General features: G+C 62.7%; 11 protein-coding genes. 3 read left to right on the top strand and 8 right to left on the bottom strand.

Annotated features, from left to right (window positions below; genetic code table 11):
• Window positions 1–2: 2 nt before the first annotated feature.
• Together AC6H4Z_RS22455 and AC6H4Z_RS22460 are read right to left on the bottom strand one after the other, a co-directional pair.
• Window positions 3–761: an SGNH/GDSL hydrolase family protein gene (locus AC6H4Z_RS22455; protein ID WP_497544204.1), complete on the bottom strand. Its 759-nt coding sequence runs from the start codon at window positions 759–761 to the stop codon at window positions 3–5.
• A gap of 109 nt (window positions 762–870) precedes the next feature.
• Window positions 871–2,262, bottom strand: coding sequence for a monooxygenase (locus AC6H4Z_RS22460; protein ID WP_497544205.1), 1,392 nt, complete (start codon window positions 2,260–2,262; stop codon window positions 871–873).
• A gap of 72 nt (window positions 2,263–2,334) precedes the next feature.
• Between AC6H4Z_RS22460 and AC6H4Z_RS22465 the strand changes: the two genes are divergently transcribed.
• Window positions 2,335–2,748, top strand: a complete 414-nt coding sequence (locus AC6H4Z_RS22465) for a Holliday junction resolvase-like protein (RefSeq protein ID WP_497544206.1) — start codon at window positions 2,335–2,337, stop codon at window positions 2,746–2,748.
• A gap of 9 nt (window positions 2,749–2,757) precedes the next feature.
• On the opposite strand, the gene AC6H4Z_RS22470 is transcribed toward AC6H4Z_RS22465, so the two are convergent.
• The 5 genes from AC6H4Z_RS22470 to AC6H4Z_RS22490 all read right to left on the bottom strand — a co-directional run bounded on the left by AC6H4Z_RS22470 (window position 2,758) and on the right by AC6H4Z_RS22490 (window position 8,854).
• The gene (locus AC6H4Z_RS22470; RefSeq protein ID WP_497544207.1) at window positions 2,758–4,401 is read right to left on the bottom strand and encodes an ATP-binding protein; all 1,644 of its coding nucleotides are present in this window, start codon (window positions 4,399–4,401) and stop codon (window positions 2,758–2,760) included.
• An 82-nt stretch (window positions 4,402–4,483) separates the two neighbouring features.
• A complete protein-coding gene (locus tag AC6H4Z_RS22475; RefSeq protein WP_497544208.1) occupies window positions 4,484–6,907 on the bottom strand; it encodes a protein kinase domain-containing protein in 2,424 nt (807 codons plus the stop codon).
• 19 nt (window positions 6,908–6,926) lie between these two features.
• Window positions 6,927–7,742: a DUF4159 domain-containing protein gene (locus AC6H4Z_RS22480; protein ID WP_497544209.1), complete on the bottom strand. Its 816-nt coding sequence runs from the start codon at window positions 7,740–7,742 to the stop codon at window positions 6,927–6,929.
• On the bottom strand, window positions 7,742–8,410 hold the full coding sequence (locus AC6H4Z_RS22485; protein WP_497544210.1) for a VOC family protein: 669 nt from the start codon (window positions 8,408–8,410) through the stop codon (window positions 7,742–7,744). The genes AC6H4Z_RS22480 and AC6H4Z_RS22485 overlap by 1 nt, the downstream gene beginning before the upstream one ends.
• Before the next feature lie 12 nt (window positions 8,411–8,422).
• Entirely contained in the window at window positions 8,423–8,854 is a 432-nt protein-coding gene (locus AC6H4Z_RS22490) for a twin-arginine translocation signal domain-containing protein (protein ID WP_497544211.1), read from the bottom strand.
• 125 nt (window positions 8,855–8,979) lie between these two features.
• Here AC6H4Z_RS22490 and AC6H4Z_RS22495 point away from each other — a divergent pair, with 125 nt between their 5' ends.
• Window positions 8,980–12,138 (top strand): protein kinase domain-containing protein, encoded by a 3,159-nt coding sequence (locus AC6H4Z_RS22495; protein WP_497544212.1) that lies wholly within the window; start codon window positions 8,980–8,982, stop codon window positions 12,136–12,138.
• Here AC6H4Z_RS22495 and AC6H4Z_RS22500 read toward each other — a convergent pair.
• Window positions 12,135–13,844 (bottom strand): ATP-binding protein, encoded by a 1,710-nt coding sequence (locus AC6H4Z_RS22500; protein ID WP_497544213.1) that lies wholly within the window; start codon window positions 13,842–13,844, stop codon window positions 12,135–12,137. The genes AC6H4Z_RS22495 and AC6H4Z_RS22500 overlap by 4 nt on opposite strands.
• A gap of 187 nt (window positions 13,845–14,031) precedes the next feature.
• Here AC6H4Z_RS22500 and AC6H4Z_RS22505 point away from each other — a divergent pair, with 187 nt between their 5' ends.
• Window positions 14,032–15,180, top strand: a complete 1,149-nt coding sequence (locus tag AC6H4Z_RS22505; protein ID WP_497544214.1) for an endo-1,4-beta-xylanase — start codon at window positions 14,032–14,034, stop codon at window positions 15,178–15,180.
• Window position 15,181 lies beyond the last annotated feature (1 nt).

Consider the following 15,181-nt stretch of genomic DNA (forward strand, 5'->3'; position numbering starts at 1 on the left):
ACTTACGGCCGCGCGGCCTTCCATGCGAGTTCTTGTATCGTCTTGGCGACCGCGGGCGCGACTGTTTCGCGCGGCGCATCGGGCGCCGGGCCGACTGGCGGTTGCGTCATCGTCTCGCGCGTAGTGCCGGCAAGACCGACGGGGCTCTTTCCGTAGAGCGTCGAATACATCACGCTTGCGGCGAGGTACGTGCCCACTGGCGTCGGGTGACTGCCGTCGGCACGGAAGAGCGCCGAGTGACTTCCGCTCGGAATCGCGCCTTCTTGCGTACGAAATGCACGCCACGCCTCGCCGACGTGAGCGACGGTCGCTCCCACTGAGTTGGCCGCGGCGTGATAGACGTGGGTCAGGGAATCCTGCGTCTCGGGTGCGATCTCGCGAGCCCACGTTTCGTAGAGAACCAGTTTGGCGCCGACTTTCTTCGCTGCCTCCGCGAAGATTTTTACGTCGCGCAATGTTGCTTGCGGGTCGGTGATGGGGCGTGTGCTCTGGTCTTGAATGACGACCGCGTCCCAATTGCCGCGTGCAATTTCGTCGAGGGCGATCTTGCGACCGATATGCGCTTCGAGCGTAGAACCACCGACGAGAACGACGTATGGATCGAAGCGGCGGGGTGCGTGTGCGGCAGTCGCGAGGTCGCCGATGACGGCCGGGAGATCATTGACGTAGATATAACTATTGCCAATGAAGAGGGCGCGATAAGGTGTTTGCGCGGCGGCGGTGCTGGCGGCAAAGAGCGAAAAAGCGATGAGAATGCGCATAAGGTTGATTAGAGAAAAAGCGCAAATCGCCGAGAAGGCGCACCGACTGAACGGCGCACCGGCCGAACAACGCACCGGCCGTTGCGCCGTCAATTCAGTTCGCGCCGCCTCAATTCTTCTTGACGCTGAACAACATCCCTGTGTACTGCATTTCTTCCCACGTCTGGTCTCCCCACTTCACGTCTTTCGTCGGATCTGGATTGCTCTTGTTCGATGCCGAATTGTCGTACCACGCCGTCGACGTGATCTTCGCGCCCGCAGGGAGTTCGAGCGGCTTGTCGAACATGTAGTATGTCTGCCAATTGAAATCGTAGTGCGGAACATCGAGAATCACTTCCGACGTGCCATCGGCCTTCTCGAGCTTGTACTGCCAGCGCGTGCCGCGCAAATGTGTGTGCGGCATCAGCCCCCAGATACGAATCGTTGCACGCGTCCCAATTTCGGCGGGAACGGACACGTCCTTCGATCCCGCGGGCAGAGTGAACATGCCGTTCACAAACTGCGACGCATAGATCTGTTCATCGGGGGCCTGCTTCGCAAAACGGAAACCCACCTTCGTGCGATCCTTCATCTCATGACCGTGCGCCGTGTAGTGCATCTGGAACGTCAGCACGGTACCAGCACGCAGCTGTAGAGCGGTGCCCTTGGGGAATTCGATGACGTTCGTGCCCGGAACTTCAGTGCCGATCAACGTGCCGAGCTGACGCGGCGGAGCGTGGATCGAGTCGAGACGCGGCGGCTCCGGAGGAAGTCCCTGCGTGCGATTGCGAACGAGGAGTGCGAGCGGATTCTGGGCGGGAGCTGCAGCGGGAGCAGCACCAGGAGTCGCTTGCTGCGCCGGAGCCGGCGTCGCACTCGGCGGAACCTTCGCGTAGACAAGCACGTGGTGCACGACTTCGCGCGCGCCAGGCATGATCTCCATCGCCTGGATCCACTTGTCTTCCGTGAAATTCGCCGGCACTTCGAAATACTGATATTCAACGGTGCCCGATGCCGGAATCGTGAAGTCCTGAGGCATCGATACAATTGCGTCCGGCGTACCGATCGACCAGCTCGCCGGATAGTCCGGCTTTGGTGGCAAATTCTTTAGGTCGCCCGGCTTTGCGCCGGCGTCGATCCAACGAAGGATCGTCTGCTTGTCAGTATCAGACAGTCGTCGGTCGTTTCGAAAGACACCGTGTGCGCCCTCGGCGTGCCAGGGCGGCATCTGACCCGTCGCGACGGCGTCTCGCATCTCGTCGACATTCGCCTTTGCGCTATCGTACTCGATGAGCGAGAACGGACCCATTCCACCCTGATGGTGGCAGGTCGTGCAATTCTTGTAGAGAATTGGCGCGACGTCCTCGGCGAACGTCGGGTCAGCGGTGCGCGCTGAGAGCGATTTGGGGGCCCGCGCAGACACGACGCCGATCACGGCGACGGCAATGCCCACCGCCTGGACGACACGCATCTTTTTCGGAGACCGGCGCGCGGCGTGATCTATCTTGTGCTTTGGCGTCATAGCTGGGAGAGGGAGGAGTGGGTTGATGGAAATCTTGCGATTGTCCGCCATCGCGCGCTAGGGAGACACACCATGATGAATACCTTGCTCGCGCTCGCCATCGGCGTGGCGATCGGTGCGATCGTAGCTCTGCTGTGGGTCGCGACTGTTAAGCCGCGGTACACGCAACAGGTCCGCCGGACGGCAATCGAACAGAGTAAGGCGGTCACACGCGGCCAGATCTACGAGCAGCTCGTGCCCTACCTTCCCGAATTCGAGTTCAACCCCAAAGACGCTCAGTTCCTCGGTAAGCCGGTTGACTTCGTGGTATTCGACGGGTTGGACGAGGGCGACCTCCGACGCATCGTGTTCGTCGAGGTCAAGACCGGCGGTGCAACGCTCACGACACGCGAACGACGTGTGCGAGACGCAATCCGCAAAGGGCGCGTCGAGTGGACCGAGATCCGCATGGCGCCCGGGCGGTTGATCGCCGACGCCTCGCGCTAGGCAGCGCGGCTATTCACCTGTTTTGGGTAGGACAATGCGAAAGGTGCTGCCGATTCCGTACTCGCTCTCGACAAGTACGTCGCCGCCGAGCGTCCGCGCGAGCTGGCGCGTCGTGCTGAGACCGAGGCCGCTGCCGCCGGCCGTACGCGTCTTGCTCTGTTCGACTTGCCAAAACGGCTCGAAGATGCGTTCGAGGTCCTGGGTCGCAATGCCGATACCCGTGTCCTGAACCTCGAAGACGACGTCGTCGTCGCGAGCAAACGCGCGCACGGTGATCGTCCCTTGCTTCGTGAACTTCACGGCGTTCGCGAGAAGATTGACGATCATCTGCCGAAGCTTGGCGCCATCGGTTCGGAGGGTGAGCGACGCGGCGATCGGCTCCGTGATCAACTCGAGCTTTCGCGTCTGCGCGAGCGGCGCGACGACGAGCAACGCGTCTTCGACCACCTGCTTGGCATGCACCGGCGCGAGGTTCACGGTTTCTTGCCCCGCGTCGACGCGCGCGTACAACAGAATTTCCTCGATCAGCGACAGCAGCTGTCGCGCACTCACCATGATGCGGTCGAGCTGCTTTCGCTGTTCCGCGTTCACTTCGCCAGAAATTCCATCGGCCAGCAGTTCGTCGTAGCCGATGATCGCCGTGAGCGGCGTTCGGAGCTCGTGGCTCATGGTCGCGAGGAAGTTCGCCTTCGATTCGTTCGCCACGATGGCGTTCTGATAGAGCTGTGCGTTGTCGATCGCGACCGCCGCGCGCCGCGCAATGTCGCCCGCCAATGCGAGTAAACCATCGTCGAATACGCGGTCAGCATTCGTACTGACGAGTGTCAGTGCGCCGATGATCTGCCCGCGCGCAATCATCGGGACGATGATCGACGAACGAATGCCGACCGCACGTAATGCCTCGAGGTGTTTCGGACTGCGTGCCTGCGCCGCGAGGTATTCGTCGGTCATCCTTGGCGTGAACTGCGCTTCGCCAGTACGAATCACCTTCGCGATGCCCGTATTCGCCGTCACGTCGAGCGCGTGCTGCGCTCTCACTTCACTCATGTGCTGCAGCCCCAGCGTATCGATGTGCTTCGACGCGAGTTGCTTGATCTCGCCGTCGACGAGCAGGTCGACGCTGCACCAGTCAGCGAATGCCGGCACGGCGAGGCGAGCGGTGGCAGCCAGTGTCGTCGCGTAGTCGAGCGACGACGCGAGGATACTGCTCGACCGATCGAGCAGTTGAAGTCGTTCGGTCTGCTCCATTGCTTCTCGGCGCGACCGATTCGCCTGTTCCAGCGCCGTTGCAAGCTCGACGTTCGCGTGCTCGAGGTCCTGGGTGGCCACCTGAGCGCGGAGGCGGATGCCGCGCGCCGACGCGCCAAGTGTGACGATGAGCCCCGACACCACGAAAAACAGCGCGAGCGAGAGTGCGTCGGAAGGATATTGCGGACCGGACGCGGAAAAGCGCGGATTGGCGACAAGCTCGATCATCAACGCGCTGAGAATCGCCGCCGCTGTACCGGCCCGCGCTCCAACGAGCGCCGTCGATAGCGCTATCGCGGAATAAAAGAACAGAAAAGCCGCGTGCGAGATGAACGGCGCAAGCATCGATGTGCAGAGCGTCGCAATGGCAACGCTCCCCAGCACGATCGCGGCCTGACGTCCCATGAACGAATAGTACGTGTCGTCAGGACGGAGCCGGAGCCATGCGTTCCCACTCGGTGCAGCTATCGTCGCGCCGAGCTCGTTGCTATTTCCGCGGGGGCGGAGCGATGGGCCATTTCCCTGCGGCCGGACACGTCCGAGCACCAAGTCGCTGCATGAGCACGCCGAATCGCGGATTGGACTTGAGCGGATCGAGTAGCGGATCACAGGGAATACTGATGATCCCAAGCAACGGATCGCGTGCGACGACTCCACGCTCTAGCGCAGTCATTGCGGCGGCGTAGTCGCCATAGGCGAGCGCCACGACCATGCGCGTGTAGTTCGGCGAATTGCCCCGAGCCTCGCGTTCGATCAACACGCGCTGACGCGCGGCATCGTCCCATCGCCCAGCAGCTGCGTAGCCGAAAACCAGATTGCTTCGCCCGCCAAACAGGTTCGGATTCAGTTTGAACGCCTTCTCGAACGTCGCGACTGCACTATCCGGCATCCCGTTGAATGCGAGCATGAACGCACGCGCCTGATGCATGATCACATTGTTGGGGTCGAGATCCATCGCAGCTTTGTTCGTCGCGATTGCGGCGTCGAGCTCGCGCGAAACGGCCAGCGCATACGAGAGAAGGGCGACCGCAGTCCCGGACAGAGGATCCCGCTCGCGCGCGCGTCGCGCCTGGAGAAGCCCCTCTTTTGTGCGTCCAACCTGATCGAGCAGCGCACCATACGCCGACAGAACGTCGGCGTTGGTTGAGTCGATGGCGACTGCTCGCTCGAGCGGCTTGACCGCCTCGGCCAATCGCATCTCGCCCACCAGCGCGAACGACTCTGCCGTGTACGCCTCAGCTACTGCCGAATCGATCGCGAGTGCTCGCGCCGCACTCGCGCGAGCCAAGGCGTTCATCGAATCCGGAAATGCCAAGCCGAGCGTTGGAGTGTTCGCATATGCCATGGCGAGGTAGCCGTGAGCGCGCGCGAAACGCGGATCGCGCGCAATCGCCTGGCGAAACAGGTCGATCGCTCGTCCAAAATCATTGCGGTCGAACGCGTATCGACCCTGCAGAAAGCTGTAATAGGCGTCGATGTCGGCGGTGCCACGGGCACCGTTCGCAACGCGGTTGCTCGACTGCGGGTCGAGTGCGGCCAGGTGAAGCTTGCCCGTGATCGCGCGGACGATGGTATCCTGAATTCCCGCCAGCTCGTTCGGTTGACCGTCGACCGTGCTGCTCCAGAGCGCAACGTCGTCCGCTGTTCGCACAAGCTCGGCAGTCACATGAAGGCGCGTACTCGACCGGCTCACGCTGCCTTGAAGCACGACGCCGACGCCGAGCTTCGCTCCAATCTCGCGCGCACCGCGGCCCTTCACCTGCCGCGATGAACTGCGCGCCTTCACGGTGAGACCCGGAATCGCGTTCAAGGCATCGCGCACGTGATCGGTGATGCCGTCCTCGAGATAGTCGAACGTGGTATCGCCACTCGTGTTCTCGAACGGCAACACCGCAATCGAACGAATCTCGCTCGTCGAGTCGTTTGCGCGTGAACGTCGCCACAGCCCGAACCCAACAGCAGCCGCGACGAGCATCGCGATGATGCCGCCAACGACCAGCGCGCGAGAGCGCGGCTGACGAGACGCTCGCGTCGCGATTGGAAGCGCACCGACCGAACCGAGCGCACCGCCTGACATTGCGATCGAGTCGAGCGCGCGGGCGATTTCGTCGACACTCTGCGGCCGATCGCCCGGACGCTTTTCGAGGCAACGCATCACGAGATCGGCCAACGGAGCGGGCGTTGCCGCACGAAGTGTCGCGATCGACGTCGGAACCTCGGTCGCATGCGCCGCCAGCATTCCCTGCACGTTGCGCCCAGCAAAGGGCGCGTGTCCAGCCAGCATCTCGTACGCCGTGGCGCCGAACGCATAGATGTCCGCTCGAAAATCAGTCGACGGGTCGGCTGCCGCTTGCTCCGGCGCCATGTACGCCGGCGTTCCAAGAGCAACGCCAATCGACGTCAGCGGTCCGCCGACGGCAGCATCGCTAAGCGCCTTGGCAACACCGAAATCCGTTATCACCGCGGACGTTCCGGCGAGAAGCACGTTGTCAGGCTTGATATCGCGATGCGCGACGCCTTTGCTATGCGCGAACGCGAGAGCCTTCGCGACGTCGCGCAAAATTGAAACCGCCTCGGCGATCGGCAGCTCACCGTGCGAAAGGCGCGTCCGTAACGACTCCCCGTCGACGAACGGCATGGTGTAGAACGGAAGTCCGTCGAGCTCGCCCGCGGAGAGGAGCGGTACGATATGAGGATGCTGAAGTCGCGCCGCCAGCGAAATTTCTCGTCGAAAGCGCGCGATCGAGACGCTGCCAGACAGTTCAGCCGGAAGCACCTTCACCACGACACGCCGGCCGAGCGACTTCTCCTCGGCCACGAACACGCGCGACATCCCGCCGCCGCCGAGCTCCTGCTCGATTGCGTACGTGTCGCCGAGCGACGCCTGCAACTGGTCGCGGAGGTCTGTCATTTCGCGGTGTGGCCGCGGCTCAATGCGTCAACGCGTAGACGAAATAGTTGACCCAGAGCTTGTACGCTTCGGTCGCGGGAACCACGTTGAATCCTTCGTCGGAGAATTCGATGAACTCACCGATATCGGCGTAGTTGTCGATGATTGCGACCATGCGCTTCTTCGGATCGTTGTCCTCGAAGATTGCAAGATACTCGGCTGGAACCCGACGCATCTTGCTCGGGATCTTGGACAGATCGATGCTGAAGAAGCAGTTGAAGATCGGATGGTCGTTGGCGAGGCGTATCGGCTTCGACCCCGGGAAGGCGCGATTCCACTGCGCCAGCAGGTTGCGGTAGTCAGGATTCGGATCGCCTTCGATATCGTCGAAGATGATGAAACCACCGCGATCGATGTATCGCTTGAGGCCACGCAACTCGGCGTCACTCATCGTCCAGCCGCCCGGCTCGGAAAGATAGGCGATCGGGTAGTCGAACAGCTCAGGCTCGTCGAGTCGAACGATGGCACTGCCAATGATCGGCCCGCGTTCGACGAACGGCCGGATCGACGTGATCTCGCGCATGATGCGCATGAAGTGCACGTCGGTGCGCGGATAGTCGTGCGACCACCCCGGACCTTCGCCGCCGCACTCGTACGCGCCCTTGTACTTGATGCGCGCAAACGTCACGCGACCGTCGTACCCAGGATTCCCACGATAGAACGGCGATACAAAGTAGTTCTGCGCGTCCCAGCTAAAGCGACAGGCCGCCGAAAAGCCGCGCTGCGCGTGGGCTACCGACCACGCGGGCGCGGCGGAGAACAGGAGACTCGCGATCAGCGCGCCGCGAGCAACCATCAGCGGCCAGGCGCGATCTTGTTGCCGATCTGCAGATCCCAACCCATCGCATCCGGGACGTGAAAGCTCTCGAGCGTTCCGACCATGTCCGGCCGCGGCTCGCGCTGACCGTCGCGATTGACGTACACGACATCGCGCTTCTTCAGCTCGTCGCGCACGCGTTCGGTATTCCAGTTCTCGATTCCAAAACTGATATGACCGATTGCTGCTGTAACTCCGGTCGACGGCTTCGCTGGAGCCGCCTGCGGCGCGACGACCGCGTTGGCCGAATCGCCGCCTCTGCCGCGAGCGGCGGCCGCACGCGCGGCTGCATTCCCGCGGATGATCGCGCCAGCGACAGTTCCAATCTGCACCGTGGCCTGACCACCACCGCCGCCGCCCGCGCGTACCTCCCAGCCGAGGAGCGCCTGATAGAAGGCAGAGCTGCGGCGAAAGTCGGGCACCTCGAATGAGAGGTGATCGACATAGAGCGTGTTCCAACCTGTTGGCTCAAAGGGCGCCGGTGCAGGCAGCTTGCCGTTCGCGGGCGTCTTTCGGCGAAGCGCCTTCGTGCCATTCGTGATCGCGAGATCAAAACCGTCGGGATCCTTCACGCGAAAGCTCTTGTAGTCCGAGCCTACATGGTCGGCGACGGGATTGAGTCCTCGCGCCTCGAGCTCGGCCTTCACCTTATCCGTGTCCTATGGAGTGATGCCCCAGGCGAACCCGTCGAACACTGCCTGCACGGGCGGACGACTCACGCCAAGCCCCGCGTCTGTAATTGCCGCCGGTGGTGGTACCGCGAGCCCGCCGCGGATGATGATGCTGCCCGAATTCTCGCCGATGTCGAGCACACACTGTTTGCCGTCGTCGCTGCGAACCTTCCAACCCATCAGTGTTGCGTAGAACGCTGCGGCCTTCTTGTAGTCAACGCACTGATACGACAGATGGTCGAGCCAAACGGTGGTCCACCCAGTTGGCTCGAACGGAAGAGCAAGCGGCGGTGCCGGCGTGCCCTGCGCGCGTGAAACGGCCGGCACTGCAACCGCTGCGGCCAGCATTTGGAGGAACTGCCGGCGGGACGTTTTCCCGTCGCGAAGGTCATCAAGGAGTTGAGCGATGGCGTCGCGCATGGAATCTCCGATTCAAGAGCGGTGGCCATATCTACGCGCTAGCCCGGCCGATGGCCAGCGGGTACCTTCTTCGAGCGCAGAACGCATCACTTTCGCAGGCGGATTTTCCCTCCTTGAGCACTTCGTTGCGGGTTCAGCTCCAACAGTCGCTCGGTGACGCCTACCGCCTAGAACGCGAACTTGGCGGCGGCGGCATGAGCCGCGTCTTCGTCGCCGAGGAGTTGAAGCTCGAGCGAAAAGTAGTGGTGAAAGTTCTGTCCCCGGATCTCGCGCAGGGGTTGAGCGCCGATCGATTCGAGCGCGAGATCCGCACGGTCGCAGCGCTGCAACAGGCGAACATCGTCCCGGTGCTCACCACGGGCGAGACGGACGGCCTGCCCTTCTATACGATGCCCTACGTCGAGGGCGAGTCGCTGCGCGCGCACCTCGGCAATGGTCCGCTCGCGATCACGGAAGTCGTCGGCATCATGAAGGACGTGTCGAAGGCGCTCGCGTACGCGCATCAGCGCGGCATCGTGCACCGCGACATCAAGCCCGACAATGTTCTGCTTTCCGGCGGCACGGCAGTCGTGACCGACTTCGGTATCGCGAAGGCCATCAGCGCCGCGCGTACTGGTTCCGGCGGCGCGACGCTCACGCAAATCGGAACGTCGATCGGGACGCCTGCGTACATGGCGCCGGAGCAAGCCGCCGGCGACGAGAACATCGATCATCGCGCCGACATCTATGCGCTCGGTGCAATGACGTACGAGCTGCTGTCGGGACGACCTGTGTTCCCCGACCGCACACCGCAGCGAATGCTCGCCGCGCACATGGGCGAAGCGCCGCGTCCGATCGCCGAGTTGCGTCTCGACGTTCCTGCGCCGCTCGCCGATTTGGTGATTCGTTGCCTGGCGAAAGATCCGAACGATCGGCCGCAAACGGCTGGCGATATCGTGCGGGTGCTGGACACGATCACGAGCGGAGCCGGAACGCCCGCGATGCCGGCGGTTCTGTTCGGCGGTCCGCGGATGTTCTGGAAAGCACTCGCGATTTACGCCGCGGCATTCGTCGTCGTGGCAGTCGTCGCGAAAGCGGCGATCGTTGGCATCGGATTGCCTGACTGGGTTTTCCCAGGTTCGCTCGTCGTGATGGCGCTCGGACTGCCTGTGGTTCTCTGGACTGGTTACGTGCAACGCGTGACTCGCCGAGCGCTCGCGGCAACGCCGACGTACACGCCTGGCGGCACCCTGGCCAACACGCATGGCACGATCGCCAACATCGCACTGAAAGCTGCGCCGAGGGTGAGTTGGTATCGCACGGCGCGGGGCGGAGTGTTCGCGGTCGGTGGATTCATCATCGTCATCGCCGCGTTCATGGCAATGCGGGCGCTTGGCGTCGGACCGTTCGGGTCGCTCATCGCGTCAGGAAGAATGAAGCAGCGCGATCCAATCATTCTCACCGACTTCAAGACGACGAACGCCGACTCGACGCTTGGACGCGTGGTGAGTGATGCGGTGCGCGCCGGATTGACCGGATCGTCCGCATTCACGCTCATGGCGCCGGCCGCGATCGTGTCCGAGCTCGAACGCATGACGCGACCGAAGGACACGCCAGTCACCATGGCAGTGGCCAAAGAGATCGCCGCGCGCGCTGGGCTGAAGGCGATCGTCGACGGCGACGTCACGGGCGTGGAAGGTGGATACATCGTCTCCATTCGCCTCGTGCGCGCCGACTCGGGCATCGAGCTCGCCTCGTTTCGCGAAACGGGCAACGGGCCGCGCGGACTGATCGACGCGGCGGACAAGCTGGCGCGTGCGCTGCGAGCTAGAGCGGGAGAATCGCTCCACGCCATCAATGCGACGCCGTCTCTCGCGGCGGTCACGACGAGCTCGTTGGAGGCGCTCCGCAAATACAGCGAGGGCGTCAGGGCAAACCTCGTCGGCGACGATCGGGCAGTGGCGATCGCCCGCGAGGCGGTCGCGCTCGACTCCACCTTTGCAACGGCGTGGAGTTCGCTCGCCGCGGTGTTGTCGAACTACGGCGGTACACAGTCCGCCATGGACTCGGCAATGACACAGGCGTACCGCTATCGCCAACGGCTCCCAGCGCGCGAACGCGACATGATCGTTGCGCGCTACTACGCGTTCGGGCCGGGTCGTGATCGCGGCAAGGCGATCGCCGCGTACGAAGAGATTCTCCGGCGCGGAGACACGACGTCGGCCCTGTTGGTCAACCTCGGCGAAGAGCTTCGAACCCGGCGCGAGTATGCACGCGCCGAGTCGCTCAACGTCGCGGCGGTACGTCTTGGGCCCGGCAACGGAACCGCGCTCGGAAACACGGTTGAAATGCAGTTGAATCAAGGAAAGCTCAAGGAAGCTGCGACGACTACCGCGCGCCTCGCGGAAGTTTCGCTCGGCTACGGCACCAACCGGCGGCTGAGTGTGTCGTACGCGCAGGGCGACAGCCGCGCGGTGCGTTCGCTTACCGATAGCCTGATGCGCCGGGGCGGCGAAGCACGCCGTCGCTCCGGGCTCGATGCGTCGCGCTCGTTGGCGTTACTCGACGGCCGCCTCCGCGACTATGCGACGTTCACGAAGGAACGCGGCTTCACGCGCGATGTGCCGATGCCCGATGACGCCGCGTTCAACGTCTGGATCGAGATGGAGGTCAAAGGCCCCACACCGGCAGACGCCGGTCGACTCGATGCCGCGATTGCGCAGATTCCGTTTCAGCAGCTGCCGATGATCGACCGGCCATACCTCGAAGTGGCGGGCGCACTCGCGCGTGCGGGGAGCGTCGACAAGGCGCGGGCGCTGATCGCCCGGTACCACTCGGAGATGACGGACACGTCGATCCGTCGCGTTCAACAGCCGCGTTTGCATGACGCGCTCGCTGAGATCGCGCTCGCCGCCGGTAAGCCACTCGATGCGATAACCGAGTTCCGCCAGGGAGACATCGCCTTCGATGGCAAACCTGCCAACGAGTGCGCGCCCTGTCTCTCGTTCGATCTCGGTCGTGCATTCGACGCCGCCGGAAAGCCGGATTCTGCCACCGCGGCGTTCGAGCGATATCTCGCCACGCCGTATTGGTTCAAGGCGACTCCGGAGTTGGATCCGCTGCGCGTTCCCGCGATCCGCGAGCGTCTTGGGCAGCTCTACGAATCGATGGGGAAACCCGACAAGGCCATCGAGCAGTATCGGCTGTTCATAGATCTCTGGAAGAACGCTGACCCAGAGCTCCAGCCGCGCGTCGCCGACGCCAAAAAGCGTTTGGCGCGACTCCTGTCCGCGGAGAAGCGCTAGCTCGGCGCCTGCTCCCTCGGGAGAACGATTCGAAAGGTGCTGCCAACACGCGGTTCGCTCGTCACCGACACGTCGCCGCCGAGTGCATTGGCGAGCTGACGCGTAGTGCTGAGTCCCAGCCCGCTGCCTCCAGCCTTCCGAGTCTTGCTCTGCTCGACTTGCCAGAAGGCTTCGAAGATGTTCTCGATGTTCTCGGGCGCGATGCCGATTCCGGTATCCTGAACCTCGAAGACGACGTCAGCATCGCGAGGAAAAACCTTCACCGTAACGTCCCCACGCTCCGTGAACTTCACGGCATTGGCGAGGAGATTGATGAGCATCTGGCAAAGCTTTTTTCCGTCAGTTCGCAGAGTGAGCGCTGGGTCGATGTCTCGAGCGACGAGCGAGAGCTGCTTGCCCTGTGCCATCGGCATCACTGCGGTAAGTGCCTCCTCGACGATTTGCTTGGCGTTGACGTCTGTAGCGGTGACCGTTTCGCGGCCTGCTTCGACGCGTGCGTAGAGTAGAATCTCTTCGATGAGGCCGAGCAGCTGCCGCGCGCTCACCTTGATGCGGCCGAGTTGCTTCGCCTGCGCCTCGTTGATCTCGCCGGTAATCCCCTCGGCGAGCAACTCCTCGTAGCCAATGATGGCGGTGAGCGGCGTCCGCAGTTCGTGGCTCATCGTCGCCAGAAAGTTCGCCTTCGCGTCGTTCGCGACGACCGACGTGTGATACAGCCGCGCGTTGTCGATCGCGATCGCGGCACGGCCGGCGATGTCGTTGGCCAGCGCGAGGAGCCCTTCATCGAAGACACGATCGTCGCGAGTGCTGATCAAAGTCAGCGTTCCAATGATCACGCCGCGAGCGGTCATCGGGACGATGATCACCGAGCGAATGCCGAGCGTACGCAGGACCTCTCCGTGTTCCGGGCTGCGGGCCTGCGCCGCGAGATACTCGTCGGTTACGTGCGGAACAAACTGAGCTTCGCCCGTGCGAATTACGCTCGCTAAGCCGGTGTTCGCGCTGGCGTCGAGATCATAGCGGGCTCTGACCTCACTCATGTGTCGAAGGACTGGCGTGTCGATGTGCTTCGACGCGAGCTGTTTGATCTGGTTACCAACGAGGACGTCCACGCTGCACCAATCCGCGAGATCGGGCACGGCGAGACGCGCGGCTGCGGCGACCGTCGTCTCGTAGTCGAGCGAGGATCCGAGAATCCTGCTCGCCTGATCTACAAGTCGCAGTCGCTCCGCCTGCTGCATCGCTTCGCCGCGCGCGCGATTCGCCTCCTCGAGTGCGCCTACAAGGTCGGCGTTCGCATACTCGAGCTCGATCGTTGCGGCACGCGCTCGTCGTCGGACGGCGCGCATCGCCGCGGCAAATATGATGAAGAGCGAAGACACGACAACAAACGACACGAGAAGAATCGCGTCGTTGGGAATACGAAGATCGAAGATTTGATAGCGCGGAATGATGGCGAAACGGAGGACGAGTGTCCCCAGCGCCATGGCGACGACGCCGCCCGTCACGCCCCCGTACGAGGCGGAAAGGACAATGGCGGCGTAAAAGAGCAGAAACACGCCGCGCGCGATGTACGGTGCGAGCAAGAATGTGCCGAGCGTGGCAACGCCGACACTTCCGAGTGCAATCGCCGCCGATCGAATGATCACCTGCAGAGGATGGCTCGATGTTCGAGCCGCGCGCTCCTCGGGCCGCGCAATACGCATCACCACCGCTCGCACAGAGTTCCAGGAAACCTATTGCGCGCGACTCGCTACACCGGAGCCATGCGTACTCACGGCCAGCGACTCCAGACACTCGAGCACGGCTTACGGAAGCTGATTGATCCGAGTAACCTCACCTCGAGCGAACGCTGCGAAAACCGAACACCCTCGCGAGATCGAAACGTGAACGATGAATAGAGGCATTCTCCTCCTCAGTGCGAGCGTTCTACTCGGCGGATACGCGCACGTGTCGTCGAGGCCACCCGCAGCAACGCTCAAGGACGCGTATCGCGGCGCGTTTCTCATTGGTACCGCAGTGAATGACGGCATCGTCTCCGGCACTGACTCGGCGACGCGCGGTCTCGTAGTTCGGCACTTCAACACGATCACCGCTGAGAATGTCCTCAAGGCCGAGGCGGTGAATCCACAACCCGGTGTATTCAACTGGGGGCCGGCCGACGCGTACGTTGCATTCGGTGAACAGCATCACATGTTCATCGTGGGACACACGTTGGTGTGGCACAATCAGACGCCCGCTTGGTTTTTTCAGGACGCGAACGGAAAACCCAACACGCGCGAGGCGCAAGTGGAGCGACTGCGCGCGCACATTGAAGCCGTGGCCGGACGGTATGCCGGGCGAATCAACGCATGGGATGTCGTCAACGAAGTGATCGACAACGACGGCTCGTACCGGCCCACCACGTGGGTCAAGGGCATCGGTAACGGCGATAGCCTAGTGAAGCTGTCATTCAAGTTTGCTAGCCAGTACGCGCCGAACGCCGAACTGTACTACAACGATTTCAACGAGTGGCGGCCAACGAAACGCGACGGAATCGTCCGGCTCGTTCGTATGTTGAAACGAGAAGGCATTCGGATCGATGGTGTGGGTATGCAGGCCCATTGGGGACTCGACTACCCAAAGGCCGAGTATATCGAGGCCGCGATCGATTCGTTCGCGGCGACCGGTGTGAAGGTCATGATCACGGAGCTGGACGTCGACGTCCTCCCGTTGACCAAGGAGGGCCAGATCATCGGCACGGTGATGAGCGACCCGCAATTTCAACTCGAGGAGTTCAGGACGTTCCTGGACCCGTACCGCACCGGACTTCCGGACGCGGTGCAGAAGCAGCTCGCCGATCGGTATGCCGAGCTATTTCGGATTTTTTATAAGAAGCGCGACAAGATCGCGCGCGTCACACTCTGGGGCGTGCACGACGGAATGTCGTGGAAGAATGGCTATCCGATCCCAGGACGCACGAACTACCCGTTGCTCTTTGCGCGAGACCGCAGACCAAAGCCGGCGTTCGATGCGGTGATCGCCGTGCCGACGTCGAAGTAGC

The organism is Leucogemmata humicola (genome assembly GCF_055379415.1).

Excerpts from the sequence above, each read along its gene's own strand:
- AC6H4Z_RS22505 (WP_497544214.1), top strand. The coding sequence starts at position 14,032 with ATGAATAGAGGCATTCTCCTCCTCAGTGCGAGCGTTCTACTCGGCGGA.
- AC6H4Z_RS22460 (WP_497544205.1), bottom strand. The coding sequence starts at position 2,262 with ATGACGCCAAAGCACAAGATAGATCACGCCGCGCGCCGGTCTCCGAAA.
- AC6H4Z_RS22470 (WP_497544207.1), bottom strand. The coding sequence starts at position 4,401 with ATGGGACGTCAGGCCGCGATCGTGCTGGGGAGCGTTGCCATTGCGACG.
- AC6H4Z_RS22480 (WP_497544209.1), bottom strand. The coding sequence starts at position 7,742 with ATGGTTGCTCGCGGCGCGCTGATCGCGAGTCTCCTGTTCTCCGCCGCG.
- AC6H4Z_RS22500 (WP_497544213.1), bottom strand. The coding sequence starts at position 13,844 with ATGCGTATTGCGCGGCCCGAGGAGCGCGCGGCTCGAACATCGAGCCAT.
- AC6H4Z_RS22490 (WP_497544211.1), bottom strand. The coding sequence starts at position 8,854 with ATGCGCGACGCCATCGCTCAACTCCTTGATGACCTTCGCGACGGGAAA.
- AC6H4Z_RS22475 (WP_497544208.1), bottom strand. The coding sequence starts at position 6,907 with ATGACAGACCTCCGCGACCAGTTGCAGGCGTCGCTCGGCGACACGTAC.
- AC6H4Z_RS22465 (WP_497544206.1), top strand. The coding sequence starts at position 2,335 with ATGATGAATACCTTGCTCGCGCTCGCCATCGGCGTGGCGATCGGTGCG.
- AC6H4Z_RS22455 (WP_497544204.1), bottom strand. The coding sequence starts at position 761 with ATGCGCATTCTCATCGCTTTTTCGCTCTTTGCCGCCAGCACCGCCGCC.